13 protein-coding genes are annotated in these 15,658 nt (G+C 34.9%); 12 read left to right on the forward strand and 1 reads right to left on the reverse strand.

The window, feature by feature from the left end:
* Positions 1–115 precede the first annotated feature (115 nt).
* From QM481_RS05580 to lodB, 9 genes are all read left to right on the forward strand, one after another.
* On the forward strand, positions 116–1,213 hold the full coding sequence (locus QM481_RS05580) for a ParB N-terminal domain-containing protein (protein ID WP_283380983.1): 1,098 nt from the start codon (positions 116–118) through the stop codon (positions 1,211–1,213).
* Between the two features lie 5 nt (positions 1,214–1,218).
* Positions 1,219–2,289, forward strand: a complete 1,071-nt coding sequence (locus QM481_RS05585) for a hypothetical protein (protein WP_283380984.1) — start codon at positions 1,219–1,221, stop codon at positions 2,287–2,289.
* 259 nt (positions 2,290–2,548) lie between these two features.
* Positions 2,549–3,013, forward strand: a complete 465-nt coding sequence (locus tag QM481_RS05590; protein WP_283380985.1) for a hypothetical protein — start codon at positions 2,549–2,551, stop codon at positions 3,011–3,013.
* 120 nt (positions 3,014–3,133) lie between these two features.
* Entirely contained in the window at positions 3,134–3,553 is a 420-nt protein-coding gene (locus QM481_RS05595) for a DUF4259 domain-containing protein (RefSeq protein WP_283380986.1), read from the forward strand.
* Between the two features lie 167 nt (positions 3,554–3,720).
* The gene (locus QM481_RS05600; protein WP_283380987.1) at positions 3,721–4,824 is read left to right on the forward strand and encodes a ligand-binding sensor domain-containing protein; all 1,104 of its coding nucleotides are present in this window, start codon (positions 3,721–3,723) and stop codon (positions 4,822–4,824) included.
* A gap of 219 nt (positions 4,825–5,043) precedes the next feature.
* Complete coding sequence (locus QM481_RS05605; protein ID WP_283380988.1) at positions 5,044–6,201, forward strand: hypothetical protein; 1,158 nt, start codon at positions 5,044–5,046, stop codon at positions 6,199–6,201.
* 85 nt (positions 6,202–6,286) lie between these two features.
* Positions 6,287–6,736 carry a hypothetical protein gene (locus tag QM481_RS05610; protein ID WP_283380989.1) on the forward strand — a complete coding sequence of 150 codons (450 nt, stop codon included), beginning with the start codon at positions 6,287–6,289 and terminating at the stop codon, positions 6,734–6,736.
* 1,164 nt (positions 6,737–7,900) lie between these two features.
* Positions 7,901–9,952 carry a CTQ-dependent lysine 6-oxidase LodA gene (gene lodA / locus QM481_RS05615; protein WP_283380990.1) on the forward strand — a complete coding sequence of 684 codons (2,052 nt, stop codon included), beginning with the start codon at positions 7,901–7,903 and terminating at the stop codon, positions 9,950–9,952.
* Between the two features lie 4 nt (positions 9,953–9,956).
* Positions 9,957–11,060: a lysine-epsilon-oxidase maturase LodB gene (gene lodB, locus QM481_RS05620; protein WP_283380991.1), complete on the forward strand. Its 1,104-nt coding sequence runs from the start codon at positions 9,957–9,959 to the stop codon at positions 11,058–11,060.
* 265 nt (positions 11,061–11,325) lie between these two features.
* On the opposite strand, the gene QM481_RS05625 is transcribed toward lodB, so the two are convergent.
* Positions 11,326–11,673 (reverse strand): winged helix-turn-helix transcriptional regulator, encoded by a 348-nt coding sequence (locus tag QM481_RS05625; RefSeq protein ID WP_283380992.1) that lies wholly within the window; start codon positions 11,671–11,673, stop codon positions 11,326–11,328.
* 111 nt (positions 11,674–11,784) lie between these two features.
* Between QM481_RS05625 and QM481_RS05630 the strand changes: the two genes are divergently transcribed.
* From QM481_RS05630 to QM481_RS05640, 3 genes are all read left to right on the forward strand, one after another.
* Positions 11,785–12,396, forward strand: a complete 612-nt coding sequence (locus QM481_RS05630) for an FMN-dependent NADH-azoreductase (protein ID WP_283380993.1) — start codon at positions 11,785–11,787, stop codon at positions 12,394–12,396.
* Between the two features lie 1,417 nt (positions 12,397–13,813).
* Positions 13,814–14,473 carry a DUF4844 domain-containing protein gene (locus QM481_RS05635; RefSeq protein ID WP_283380994.1) on the forward strand — a complete coding sequence of 220 codons (660 nt, stop codon included), beginning with the start codon at positions 13,814–13,816 and terminating at the stop codon, positions 14,471–14,473.
* A gap of 89 nt (positions 14,474–14,562) precedes the next feature.
* Positions 14,563–15,630: a serine hydrolase domain-containing protein gene (locus tag QM481_RS05640; RefSeq protein ID WP_283380995.1), complete on the forward strand. Its 1,068-nt coding sequence runs from the start codon at positions 14,563–14,565 to the stop codon at positions 15,628–15,630.
* The last annotated feature ends 28 nt before the right edge of the window (positions 15,631–15,658 follow it).

A 15,658-nucleotide genomic window follows, 5' to 3' on the forward strand; every position in this document is an offset into this window, starting at 1 on the left:
TTAAAGGTCAAATTTTAAATTGGTTTGTATTTAATTAAGGAGATGTCTGCTGCAATAAATTTTAATTAATGCTATTTTCAAATATATTTGTGTAGAAATTTTTTAATAAAATCAGATGAAAGCAGAAGCAAAATTTATCGAAGTTGATATTCAGAGTTTGCAGTTAGATGATATCAACCCGAGACTACCCGAACGATTAAAAGGAGCAACAGATAAGGAAGTTTTAAATTGGATGCTTTCTGATGCAACATTAATTGATTTAATGGCATCAATTTCTGAAAATGGTTTTTTTTCTGGAGAACCTATAATTGTTATTTCTAACAACGATAATTACACTGTGATTGAGGGTAATCGTAGATTGGCAGCTATAAAACTACTGGCCAATCCAGGTTTAGCTATAATCAGCCCAAAGGCCGTTGAATATCTATCTATCGAGGCGAAAGAAAAAAGAAATATTCCTAAAAAAATATGGGTTTATTTAGTAAAAGAAAGAAATGAAGTAGAGAATTATTTAGCATTTAGACATGTTACAGGAGTAAAACAGTGGCACGTTATATCCAAAGCAAGGTATTTAAATTATCTATATCAACAAAAGCCTAATAAAACCGAATCCATTTACAAAGCCTTAGCTAAGGAAATTGGGAGTAAAGCTCCATACGTAAGAAGACTTTTAATAGGATACAAAGCATTTGAAATTATCCAAAGTAGAAAATACTTTAATATCCCCGACCTTGATGAGGAAAGTTTTGACATTTCTTTGATTACTGATGCTATTACTATGCACTCAGCAATTGCTGAATTTATGGGAATCGATATGGAATCAGAGGCTCCTTTTGAAAATATAAACTTAGCAAAATTAAAAGAAGTAACAGAATGGCTATATCAAAAGCTTTCAAATGGAAAAACTAGAGTTGGAGAAAATAGAAATTTAAGAGTGTTAAACAAAGTAATTCAAAACAACTCGGCAAGAGATTTATTTATTAGTGGAGAGAAAAATTTAAAAGAAGCAGCAGAACTGACTGATTTAGCGGATGAAAATATTAGAATGTATTTAACACGGTCATTACAAAATATTTTAGAAGCCCAAAAAATAGTCCACAGAAGTACAAGTCCCGACAAAAATGACAAAAAGGTTGCAGACGAAATTATTGATTCTGCGGACATTATTAGTAGATATATTTCAAAAAAAATTAGAGAGAGAGAAATCTTTTAATTGCAATGGCATACCTTAAATATTCAGACCTTAGCTTGCCCAAGCAAAACTCTGAACCTAACCATTGGGCTGATCATATCGAATTTTTCTGTTTTATTTCACAAGATGGTAAAACCAGTATCGAGCAAGTAATTGATAGGTTACTAGATGAGAATTCTAATGACCCCTCATGTGCAATTAAAAATATTGTGGAGGAAGACGAAGTGTATGAGCTAAGCGAATCATTATTCTCGCCTGAAGGTTTGATTGAAGATGAAATTATTGATGAAACAAACAATAACTCAGCATTTAGAGATAAAATTTCATCTAAGATAAAAACGTATTTCAAGCTACTAGAATCAAGACAATCAAATTTTGGAGAAGACTACCCTTTTCTTGTTACGAGAAAAAATATTACCGTAAAGGAAAATCTAACGACAACTCAAACGCTTTATGTAATTTTGCTCTGTTCTTCTCTATTAAGACTTGCTACCAAAAGTGGCCTCAATAAACTTGGACATCATTTTGAAGAATTGTGTGGTCCAGTATTTAAAAAGCTAACTCCCAGCGACACACAAAATATTTTTTTTGGTTCAGGATCTGCAGAGACTTTGCAACACTCAATAAATGGGAAATTTTATGACAAAGTGATTTACCTATGTGATTTACTTCATGTAAAGCCTAGTATGAATTTCACAGAAGAAAATGCAGGAAGAAATAATGTTGGAGATGGTGGTTTGGACTGGGTTGGTGTTTTCAATTTTCCAGACAATCAATTTTCTCAACCAACTTTCTTTGGGCAGTGTGCATGTGGCACAGATTGGATTGAAAAACAATTTGATGCTCACCTTTCTACATGGAAAAATTATATACAATTTTCAAATGGATATTTAACCTATCATTTTATTCCGAGAAGTTTTAGGGATGAGTCTCTTAATTGGTATAATCCATTAGACATAACTGACGTGGTATTAATTGACAGATATAGACTTATCAACTTGTTAAAAGCTGAAGAAACTCTTCAAACTTTATTGAATCAAACTTACAATTTATTTCTTGAGGAAGTCAATAAAAACAAAATCGATCCATTCATGTAGTACTCCTCGCTAGTGCTGGATTCCTATCCAGCACTTATTTTTTCTAAGGATTTTATCCTAAATAGAAATCGAGTCGCCATATATCAAAAATTATAAAAAAACAGACCAAATAATTAGAAAGCACCTGCATAAAAAATCTGACACATTTGAATTAGATGATTGAGTTTTTTGAATAAATACTATTATTTATATGTTTTTATTCCATATTTTTCTTGAAATTAGTCATCATTTTTACATCTTTAAACCTAAATATAAAACTGTGAATTGGATAATCAGAAATACCAGTAAACTCAAATTTCATACAAATTTAAAAGTTTTGTTGGAGCCTATTCAGGATGAAATTAGTAATCTAAAGTGGCTAATCTCGGATTTAGAGATGAACACTGACCAACTAAAATATCTACCCATTAATCATGATAAAGACTGGTTTTTAATCTCTGCGGAAGAAATGAAAGTTCTTCGTAAAACAGAAATTCAAATAATCTGGGGTGTATTTGTTGGTATTCTAGAAACTCAAGAAATTGAGCCTTCACAAATTGATTTACCTTTTGCCGACGGAAATGGTCAAATATGGGAAAATGGTAATCTACAAGTGGAGCACTCAAAGATTGAAATAATTGCTTGGGACAGTTCTTACACTATCGTTAAGTTCACTGACCCCATCCTGTCCGAAAAGTTTAAAGCCTTTTTTCAAGAAGCTATCGAGTTAGAAAAGTATAAATAAAAAAATTAAGTGTGTTGAATCCTTTCTAAACATAGACTTCGATATACTCTAATCATAAAAGCATTCTTTAGCCAAACATTAAAACAATAGATAACCTTTAACATTTTAACTTAAAAATTTATGGGAGCTTGGGGATTCAAGTATTATGAAGATGATGACGCTTACGATTTTATGGACGAAATCGAAGAATCAGAAAGTCCAAAAGAATTGATTGAAGATGCCTTGGATACTGCCTTGGAATCTGACTTTATTGACACCACAGAGGGAAATGCGGTTATTGTTTCTTCAACTTATATTGACCGTCAGACAAATGGCACAAGGTTCTCTGAAGGCGATACTGGTGAAATATTAGACGTTGACTCTTTTCCAGAAAGAAATCCAAACATAGATTTGTCTGACCTAAAAGAGAGGGCAGTGATTGCCTTAGAGAAATTATTGGGAGAGGATTCTGAACTCAATGAACTCTGGCGAGAGAATGAAGAAGATTACCCTTTTTGGAGACAAGGGATAGAGCAACTCATTGAAAGGTTGAACAAATAATATTTCATTGCTAGTGCTGGATTCCTATCCAGCACTTATTTTTTCTAAGGATTATATCCAAAATTCTCCATCAAGCGATTACTTTTAATGAATAATGAAGTAACAGATTTTTCCTTAAAATTACCCTAAATCAATAAACCTTAGAATATCCTCAAAACACGCTCAAAATGAATATAAAATTACGATGGCAATATGTATTTATCCTTAGCTGCTCATTATGGATTGCTGCAACTATCTCTTATAGCAGTCAGAGTCAATCCAGTAAGGAAAATAAAGAAGCACAAGCTAAAAGCAACATTCAGCTATCCAAAAATGGAGGTGGTACTATAAGGTTAAAGTACACCACAGGTATTCGTGCTATTCTAGAGGATAGTAAAGGGAATATTTGGTTTGGAAGTTACAACGAAGGTGCATGTTTGCTTCATGATGGGAAGCTACAATATTTTACTACCGCAAATGGATTAAGTAACAATCAGGTCAGGAATATTTATGAAGATAAAAATGGATACATCTGGTTTGAATGTGGTAAAGGCCTAAGTTTTTATGATGGACAAAAATTAACGGTTTATAGAGACAGAAATTATGATTTTACCCAGCAATGGAAACTAGCTAAAAATGATCTTTGGTTTAAAGGAGATGAGATAGAGGGTTACAACAACCTAGAAAAAAACCCGGGGGTGTACCAGTATGATGGTAATAAACTTTTTTATCGGACATTTCCTATTACACAAAAATCCAACGATGAGATTAGGTTTACGTACGCTGTTTCAACAGAGTTTGTAAAAGGGAAAAATGGAAGGCTTTGGCTAGGAACGTATGGCTCTGTAATTGGATATAACGGTATGTATTTCACCATTATAGACCAAAAAATGGCAGGGACTAGTTTGCATATTCGTAGTATCATGGAAGACAGCAAGGGAAATCTTTGGATTGGCAATAATGGCATTGGTATCTTGAAATATGATGGCAAAAAAATCATCAATTTTACAGAAATTCATAAATTGAAAACGGAGGACACCAACGGTAATTCACTGGAACGTGTATTTTCCATTGGCGAGGATACTTCAGGAAATATTTGGTTTGGGACGGTAGGCTCTGGCGTATGGCGATACGATGGTAAATCTGTCAAAAATTTCACTGAAAAAGACGGGCTTGAAAGCAACCACATTTGGCGTATATATCAAAGCAAACATGGAGAATTATGGTTTGGGGGAGCCAGTCCGAGTGGTGTATATCGATTCAATGGACATTCTTTTGAAAGAAAGTACTAAATAGAATACAAGGTAGAAGTTCCAGATAAATTATACTTAGTTTTAGATCATGGTTATATTAATCTCAAAATTTCAGCATAAATAATAAAGGCTTAATAAACCGTGATTTTCTTTTCTCATTGTTATAATCCTAAAGGCTATTTTGATATATTTGGAGAGTTGTAAAACTCTCCAAATTAGATTTTCTCTTACGTCACACCAACAACCAAACCTCTGACTATGCTCATTAACAAAAAAATAAAAACAATTCTACTGGTAGCTACCATTCTTACTGCAAATCTCTGTTTTGGACAAACTTCAAAAACTAAAGTTGATTCTACGAGATTTAATAAACTAGTCTTAGAAAACACCAACTCTTTTCAATTTGATGGAAAAAAGCCTATCGGAAAAGGCTGGGAAGTTTTGGAAAAACAATTTTCAGATAACCAATTTGTCGCTTGGGGAGAATACCACAATTCAACGCAACTTTCACAATTATCTAATTATGCGCTTGAAGCAGCGTCTAAATTTGGATTCAAAAATTGGTGCGTCGAAACTAGTCCGTTTGTGGCAAATGAGTTAACAAGAATTTCAGGTACAAAAAATCCAGTGGATACCATACTCACGTTGTCAAAAGATAAAGGAAAATATGGCACCTTTCCCTTCTTTCGAACTAAAGAGGATGCCGAAATGCTGGTAACCGCCCATAAATACAATTATAACATTTGGGGTATCGATCAAGAATATCAAATGGCATTTAGTTATGTCATCAATAAGGCCTTTAATGCGCAACCTCCCAAACTTAAGGCAAAATATCAGGCGGTACACGACAGTTTGATTGCTAAATGGTGGATGCCAAAAGTTAAATTACTTGATAGCTTAAAAAAGGGGATTTCCCAACCAGAATTAAAGGCAGCTTTAGAGGATATTAAAATTTCCAGAACTATCTATTATGAAGACGATAACTTCATGAGAGCGGCTCTGATGAAAAAGAATTTTTACCAGTATTATGACCATACAAAGTCTAAAAACGAAAAAGTATTCTTCAAAATTGGGGCAAATCATTTAGCCAAAGGACTAAATCTTTCGACTCGTTTATATGACATCGGTAATTCTGTGTACGAACTTTCACAACGCAATCAAACAGGTTTTGCCAATGTATTTTTCCTAAACCGATATTATCTTACTGAAAAAGGAGAACTCATAGATGATTTAACAGACCCAGACGGAGAGTATCCCAAAGAGTTTTTGAAATTATACAACAAAGATCTTTGGATAGTGGTGGATCTACGACCATTAAGAATCAGATATAAATACGATAAAACTTTGAGTGAAGCTACTTATCAGATTATTGACAAGTATGATTTTATCGTGGTTTCTCCAGAAGTGATGAAATAAAAGGAGTGGCTAATTTTCATGTGGGATATCCATCCATCCGATTTTTCAATACAAAATATTCGCATCTTTAACCTTAATAATTACGATGAAAGCAATCAATAGTTCTTTAATAGCAAGCTTCTTTTTGTTATCAATCTATTCAGGATGTAAAAGTGATATAGTTCCGACTAAAGAGAGTGAAAAAATTATTGAAGTTCAATCTGGAAAAGAGACCAAAATTGAATTCAATAATAGCATTTATGTATTCACGCTTACAAGTGTGAATGATGGGCGAGTCCCTGATTGTAATATGCATTACGGTAGCTTACTTCCTGCGAAGTTGGACATAGCAGTAAATAAACAAGAGTATCCTTATGAGTTCTTCAGTTGTAAGCCTGATGATGAATTTAGTTGGACTGAATTAGACCGTCAATCAGAGGCATCTAAATTAACAAAGTCAATTAATGAGAATACTGAATTTAGAGTATCAAAGGTGTCAACAATGAACGGGGATCATTCAAATGCTACCGTAAAAATAATTGTCCGATCAAAATAGGAATAGCTTTTAAGACAATAGTCATCAGTGCTGGATGGTAATCCAGCACTCTTTTTTTCTTGGGATTCTATAAAAATTACAGTCAATTATTGTCAGGTTATCAACTCATTGAAAAGTCAACGATTTTGAAATATTGCAGTATGTTGTGTAATACTTCAGAACTGCTGTTTGAGGTTCCATTGAAGTCGGATTTGTTAACAAAAAATCACTTAATTATTAATTTATTCACTATCAGACACTTACTATTCTCTATCTCATAAATAATTATTAATTTCAATAGTTATCTTCAATTCTTAGACACTATGCAATACACGAAATTTACACCTCCATATTTATTTGCCATTACCTCTGTGCTTTCATTAGTGTTGGGTATCTTTTCCGAAAACCAAACTATGAATATTCAGTTCCATACCTCTTTGTTCGTTGTAGGTTTTCTCCCCATTTACCTAATATTTGGCTTTTTCTGTGTATTAATAACCATTTTTTATCTCGGGCTTCAAAAAATTGGAAAGTTTATTAATAATAGTACAGGATATTGGCATTTTGGTCTTTTTAACATTGGATTAGTTCTTTTGGTAATATCAGCCAATTTAGAAAATCCCTACAAAAATCTTGACTTCTACGTATATTCTGGATATTCATTTCTTGGCGCCCTTTCAGCACTTCTAATTAGCTTTTTAATATTTGTATTTGGAGTTATTAAGGCCATTATGAAATGACAGAAATCTCAATACCAAACCAAATGAGTTTCTAATACATTTCTTCAACATTTTACTCAGCACTGTTAAATTACGAAACCCCAGAATTTTACATAATAATCCTCTATCATCTCAACTCAAAGATGCTTTCCTATTTATTTGAGTGCCAAATATACCTGTCCCTGTAAAAACCTATAATACTCGAATTGAGGAAATAATTACCCCAATATCAAAATTGTAAAATCGACTAAAAATTTACCGTACAATAATTATTCCACGAATAAATTGCATTTTATTGCGCTTAAACCTAGCTTTGGTCAAGGTTTTACGTCGGAGAAAAAAGAGTTATTATTGCTTATTATCTTAGTATTACCCCCAAAACAAGCCTATTCTAATACTTTTTGCTTAAACCTCTACTGCAAAACCCCAATTCTACGAGTTATTAACACCTTTACCAATTTTTACTATGAATCTAAACATTCACCCCTCAATTGGCATTGCCCGCTTAGGCAACAGTCCTACAGAAATTTGCCTTTCTCCTGACAGTATTGGAGGTCTACCTTATGATTCCGACAATTTCGGAAACAAAATTGATCCTATTACAAGTTTTAAAGACTCCATAGGACGGGTCAAAAGACAAGGACAACCTTTCAAAATCTTAACGGACGATGGCGAAGAGCTCAATCTTGATTCTCCCAATGTTGCATCGATTACGTGGACGGTGCATTTGGCTAATAAAAAAGCCGAATGGTATCAATACAGCGAGCTACAAGGTAATCTTCTTTATGGAGAGGAAAACAGCTACGAAAATCAAAACATTCCCAAAAGGAATCCAGAAAACACCACCGATCGACAGAATTTATTTATCGACCCAGGTCCAAGATCAATATTCGGCAGACAACAATCCATAGGATTTGACGTATCCAATGTACCTGAAGGCTACCCTGCTCAATATCCTAATACCAATCCAAAATATGGCGTAGGAATTACAACGCTTGGGAATTTAGTCACGGATGATCAAGGTAGACTAGTCGTTTTAGGCGGTTTTGGAAATGCAGGAGGCGACCTTCCTTTGATTTCCTACGGAGGATCAAGCACATGGCATGATGATATCTCGGATGGCCCTGTGTATTGTTTAATAAGCTTCAACGATGGAACTGCTCCCATCTCGCTATCAGCTTGGTGTATTGTTGGTTCACCTGATTTTGCCCCAGAGATTGTCAATATCTCAAATCTAAGTGATACGATGTTCGACGTTGGGGTAAGGTGTTTTAATTTGGTTCCAGAATTGTATTCAAACGGACAATATAACCCAAGTTTCACTGCAAACTTTAAAAGGGACATACTACCCATCATTAATAGAATTAGCAGATATCAATGGGTAGCAAACGTCCAGCCAATGATGGCTTTTGCCAGTTATCAATTCGATTATTCTGACGCCAGTGCGGATAATCTTCAAAACAGACAAAACTATCTCTCCTATTTTAGACAGAATGATTCGCAACCTCCTCAACCCCCATATTTACCGCAAGAAGAGCTATTTAAAATAGATGGTGAAAATATTTTTCCCATGATGCCGCTCAATTCAGGAAGTAACTCTGTGAGTAATATCAATATTATGAAATTTCTCGCATTGAACGACACTCAACTATTCTTGATGGAGCAATGGGCAAACGGAAATTTTGAAAATAATTCGAACTTTCAGCCTTATCCTGTCAATCCATTAGATGCCGCTAGTGTTGGAAACTGCGTTGGATTACCTATGTGTCCGGGCATCGAGGTAACGTGGAGTATGCAAAATCCCACCGTTTATAAAGCACCGTACCAAATCCTCCAGTACCAAAATGAAGCTTGGTATTTCGACAACGGACTTACGCCTTCGAGAGACGAATGTGCTGGTGGCGGTTGTGAGCCTGGTGATTTAACCAAACGAATGGCCTGTCCATGGCAAGCAGATTTCTTTCAGTGTACGATACAATATATCAATTTTACAAATCCTGCTGTCAATAAGGAAACTCTTTCAGATGGTTCAACTATTCCACTCCCTCCTACGTATTACTCATACTGGTGGCCACCTCAAAGCCCGTGGGATGTATTGGTGGGAGAATTGACTCAAGAAGGACAAGCTGCTAATGGAAATATCCCTGCTGGACAACAAATGAACTACGCAAGGGGTATAAACAGCTTTACTCAAATGGTGCAATACTGGTACGCACTCGGCTTTATCCGAGATAAAAATGCAGGAAATATTGGATTCCCATATTTGCTCGAAACAGAAAGAAATAATGAGCTATTTACCTCAGAGGAGGTCCCTGTTGGGAAAATAAGTGGAAACCCAGAGGATGACGCTACGACTGTTCCAGTATTTTATATCGAAACTAAATCTTCAATGTCCAAAACGCAAAATGCTAGAGCACTCTCATTGCTAGAGCATTTTGAGGGTATTGGATTTAAGGAAATTGAGGTGCACAGCGATGGACTTGGTTTCCCTCGTTCAGGTACAAGATCTAGACGATAACATTATGACTGGTACATTTGAAACAGATGTGCTTATCGTTGGTGGAGGACCCGCAGGGTCTTCCACCGCTTTAAGTTTATTAAGATACACCAATTTCAAGGTGGTAGTCTTAGAGCAAAGTAATCTCAATACAATGAGAGTGGGTGAGCAAGTAAATGCCAGCATTTTTGATATTCTTGAATACATGGGTATTACTAAAAATGATTTTGACAACGAAACATTCCTACCTGCATTTGACAGTCTTGCTGCATGGGGCAACTCCAATATTTCTTCGAGGCATTCAATATTTAACACTCAACATGATAGTTATCAGCTTGATAGAGAAAATTTTGATTTACTGTTACTAAAAAAAGTATCTGAAAGTGGCGCAACTGTCCTACCGCGAACAAAAGCGCTTGAATTTTCTTTTGAGAATGGATTTTGGGAGGTTTTATTGGAGCATCAAATTAAAGGCTCATTCAAAATAAAAGCTAAATACATTGTAGATGCAAGTGGTCGACAAAGCTATGTGGCTAGGAAAGTGGGGCTTGACTTTGAACAACATGATGAGCTGGTGGCGGTAGGCACTTTTTTACATTTTGACAAAAATATAGCCTTGACGCAAGAAATATTTGTTGAAACTGTGGAAGATGGTTGGTGGTATTTTGCCACATTACCCGACAACAAAGTTGTTGTGTCCTTATTTTCTGATGCTGATATTGTAAAAGAAAAACAACTTCACAAAGCTGAGAATTGGGTTAAAGAGATTCTAAAGACCAAACATATCCAAAAGAAACTTCCATCATCTGTAACAATCCATAAGATATGGACGAGAAATGCATTTTCACATTTTGTTAGAATGGATGGTCAAAATCACTTTTTGGCGGTTGGCGATGCTGTTGCTTCATTTGATCCTATTTCGTCGATGGGAATAGGCTTCGCAATGAGTTCTGGGAGTTTTGCGGCCAAGGCAATAGCAGATCATTCCAGCAACCCAAATGCTTTAAAAGCCTACGAAGACAGCATACAAAATATCTTGGGCAACTATAATGAGACTAAAGGTTTTTATTATAGAAAAGAACAGAGATGGCCAGATTCTTCATTTTGGAAAAAAAGAATTTCTTTCTAAAGAAAATATAATCAAACACTTACGGGAAATAAGCTTTATCAATTATACAACATAAATATGTCTGTTTAATAGGATTTTTCTAGAAATCAGTCATTCCATCAGCTCCGTAGTTGCGACAGCATTCAAGATAGTCAGCTTTCTGTCGCAGCTACGGAGTTCAAAAAGTAGAAAACGGCCTAAGGCGATTTAGGGAAATTTGCAATTTCTTAGAATACCCCATAACATAAAGTCGATTCAATAATTGATTATTCCAAACAGAGATAGCTTATCTCCCTAAAATCTTCTTTTTATGACCAGCGCCCCAATCGCTTAGGGTTCTCAATACGTCTTTTAGAGTCTCACTGTATTCTGATGCTTCGTACACGATACTTACTGGAGTTGTAGCAAATACCTTTCGCACTACCAACTCATTTTGTTCTAAGTGTTTAAGCTCTTGAGCTAATATTTTTGGGGAAATACCTTCTACATCCTTCATGAGCTCATTAAAGCGCTTGGGAGAGTTCACTAAACTCAAAACAATAGGCAATTTCCATTTGCCATTCAATACATACAAGGCATCAATCACATTTTTGAGATTGCTTGAGCACTCCGCTTTTGTCAAATTTGTTTTCATGATACAAACATAATAGCTTTCCTCAAGGTAACCGCTTTCCTTTGGGAAACTGCTATCTTTCAAATACTTACTTTATCTACCTTTGAACCACAAATTTTAAACAATAAAATAATGAGTTCAAAGAAAATATTACAGCTTAATTCTAGTATCATGGGTGAGCAGTCATTCAGTAGAAAACTTGGTAATGCGATTGTCAACAAAATCCTCGAAAAATATCCAAATAGTATCGTTGAGCAGTTGGATTTGGTAGAAACGGGTATCCCTCATCTTAGTCCAGAAACGCTTAAAGCAATGTTTACCCCTACAGAGTATCAAACAGACGACACCAAACAAAATCTTATTTTATCCAATCAATTAGTTGACCAACTATTTGATGCTGACATACTTGTCATTGGAGCACCATTGGTCAATCGAACCATTCACAGCTCCTTGAAAGCTTGGATAGACCATATCACACGACGTGGAATTACCTTTGGTTATGGAGAAGATGGATTACCGAAAGGTTTTGTAAAAGACAAAAAGGTTTATGTAGCGATGAGTTCAGGTGGAGTATATACCGATGAGCAAGGACAAGCACATGATTTTGTAGCGCCATATTTGCGTTCTTTTTTAGGTTTTCTTGGCATGACAGATATGAGTGTATTTAGAGCTGAAGGTCTTCACGTACCAGTGCTTCAAGAAAATGCTTTGCAAAAAGGGATTGATAGTATTGTAATCGACTAGCTGATTCGAGAATAACCTACGTGAGACATCCCGAATTGAGTGGATATTCTTTAATTCTTGGTTTTGTCAACAGCGCTACTGTGCTTTTCATAGATAGGAAAATTTCTGACATATAGTATCAAAAAAGGCGGTTGAAATTAGTTTTTCAATCGCCTTTTTGATTAATTTTCAACAAAACCTAATACTTGCGTTATTTTTAGAATATTCCTATTTTCATTTTATTAGATTAGTACAAACCTTATTTACTCCTAAAAAATCCTTAAGCACACCTCAAATAAAAATCATCTACATGAAGACTCTCCCCTACCTATTGGCTATACTCATTAGTTCTTGTGTACAAGAAACCTATATTGCTAGTCCGGCTGACTATCCTTTCTTTCACTCACCCAGTATTCTGGATAATTTTCGAGAAGGTCAAATCGTCGCTGGTGCTGGATTCCTATCCAGCACTCTTTATTTCTTGGGATTTTATCCCAAACGATACTATATTTTTTTCTACTTTTATCCATTAATGTCAGTAAGGAGAACCTTTTAGGAAAGAGTTTTATCTATTAATTACCGGTAAAATACATGAAGCAAAAGCTAGTCATTCTACTAGTAATCTTACTAGTGTATATTCAGAATCAATGACAGAAAGGGAAATAATCATCTACAAAACTCGACCGAGGCTTATTCTTTTGAGTATAACCCTTTGTAGTTTTGCCTGTTTTCAGCTTTTAAGTATTTTAATAATCAAAAGTGTAAACACGCAATTCAGCGTTTTATCTATATCATTTATTATATTTTTTGAAACGCTATCGTTAACCGCACTGTATTATTTCCTTACCATGCGAGGCATTAAGCTTAGCGAAAAAACACTTTGTGTTTATCATTTGAATCTACCAATGAGGGAGGAATTCAAATTTGAAGAAGTAAGGAGTCTACTTCAAACGAAAGAAAAGGTTATTGTCAACGAGGGTATATTTTCGAAATCAGGCTGTAGTTTTTATCATATAACAACTACAATACTGCTCAAAAATGGCAAAGTAGTTAAGCTTTACAGTATTGGTGAAATGGACTTTCAGGAGTTAAACCAAACCTTTCGTAGGTTGAGACAGAGTGAAGGCAAAATAAAAGTTCAACAACAGCATATATTCTTATATCTATTAGACAACTCATCTGATGTATTCATAACAATTCTTTTCTTAATTATAACCATCGGACTTGGATACGCCCTTTTGTTTGGTTAGTTTTTACCTGCTATTAAAATTACAGATCAATTTTTAAATTCTCAACAAGTGACAATTTGACTACTTTCATTTTTCTTCCTACTATTTCAGTCGCTGGTGCTGGATTCCTATGCAGTACTTTTTAATTATTCGTCCTTGAACTGTCTTCAAATTATAGATATAATTCCAAATAAAAACCCAACCTACCTATGCTATCAAAAGAACAAAAAATCGAGAAATTAGAAGAGTTTATAAAAAGAGATAAATTCTCCGAAGAAGCATGGAATCAACGAGGGCTTCTTCCATCAAGTGATGAAATGAGTCAAGAATTGAATGCTTTTTTTAACACTACTGCTCAAAAACTCATAAAAAATATTGAAAAAAATTGCGCATCTAAAACACTCCAAAAGACCTTTAATTCACAGTTAGCCACTTTGGAAAAGGATGATTTTGATACAGAAGAAAATGAATTCGTCTGTGATTTATTATATGAATTAGCCTCGTTGGTAGAAGTAGAAATTAGTGAAGATTTGAACAACTGGCTCTATGGATCCACCCTTGACACCATTTCATACTTACAAGAAATGTTTGAATCTCAAAAAAAAGTGGAAATAATTGAACAAGTATGTACTAAATGTAGTAGTATGATTGAGTTCATTATCAAAGACATAGATGACCATACCGCACAAACAGACTGGTTGGTGGCGGAATGTGTCACTTGTTTAGAGCTAAATTTAATTCCGACTGGCAAAAATATTAGGTTACAAAATTACGGTACTTATCTAGTAAAAGAGCAGCTAGATGGAAAGGACTATAACCAGCATCAAGCTATTCAATATCTTGAACATCTCAAGAAAAGCCCTAAATAATTCATTGTTACAGCTTATATAGATTCCCGTTATTTTGAGTTTAAAGTATGAACCTTAACTATTAAATCCTCATAAAACCATTCCTCCTCATGAAGTATTTTTCTATTTGCCTCTTCATCGTTATTGCCCCATTGGCTTTCAGCCAAAATAGCCCATATACTGAAGTGTTAAATTATTATCAAACTCATCAAAATTTTAATGGGACAGTATTGGTAGCAAAGGAAGGGAAAATAGAATTTCTGGGTGGAACTGGGCTTGCCAATCGAGATACTAAAGCGAAGATTACCAATAACTCAACTTTTAGAATAGCATCCATTACCAAAGCATTTACAGCTGTACTGATTTTACAACTCTATGAAAAAGGCAAATTAGAGTTGAATGTTCCATTCGGTAAATATTTTCCTTCCTATAAAGGCAATGCGAAAAATGTAGCAACCATCGAAAACTTGTTAACCTACAGCTCAGGTATTCCCGACAAGGGGGCTAAGTTAGACATGAAACCCTACGAGAAACAATTGAAACTTGATGATTTTATCAATCTGTATTGTAGTGAAAATGTTGTCGATAAACCAGGAGACAAAAGCATCTACAGCAATGTTGAATACATTATTCTAACCAAAATAATTGAGAACATTACAAAAAAACCATACGAAAGAGTTCTCCAAGAGCAAATTCTGATACCGTTAAAAATGACTCATTCGGGAATGATTCATACTCAACATTATCCAAAGGGACTTGCGACTTCCTATTCTGTTGATGACAGCACCAAGGTTATTACGAAAGATAAACCTTACTTTGCCGAAAATTACTTCGGCGCAGGTGCGATGTATTCAACAGCTGAAGACTTATTCAAATTTGATCAAGGGATTTTTCAAGAGAAGTTACTCAAACCCGCTACGACCAAACTCTTACTCAAACCCAATCCCAAACTAGGCAATGTTGCCTTTGGTGTATGGTATGCCGATGGATATGGAACATTTAGCAACCCTTTTATTTATCGTACTGGCGGGATTTTAGGTGCAAGCTCAAACTGGATACATTCGCTTGAAGACCAAAGATGTATTTTAGTTTTGAATAATACCAATGGGACAAATCTGTACGGAATGTCTGAGCAATTGTATTTAGTAAGCAAGGGCGAAAAACCTACCATTAAATAGCATGATGAAGATAAAAAGAACTTAATAA

The sequence above is a fragment of the Flectobacillus rivi genome (assembly GCF_030056655.1).
In the GTDB taxonomy this organism is placed as follows: Bacteria; Bacteroidota; Bacteroidia; order Cytophagales; family Spirosomataceae; genus Flectobacillus; species Flectobacillus rivi.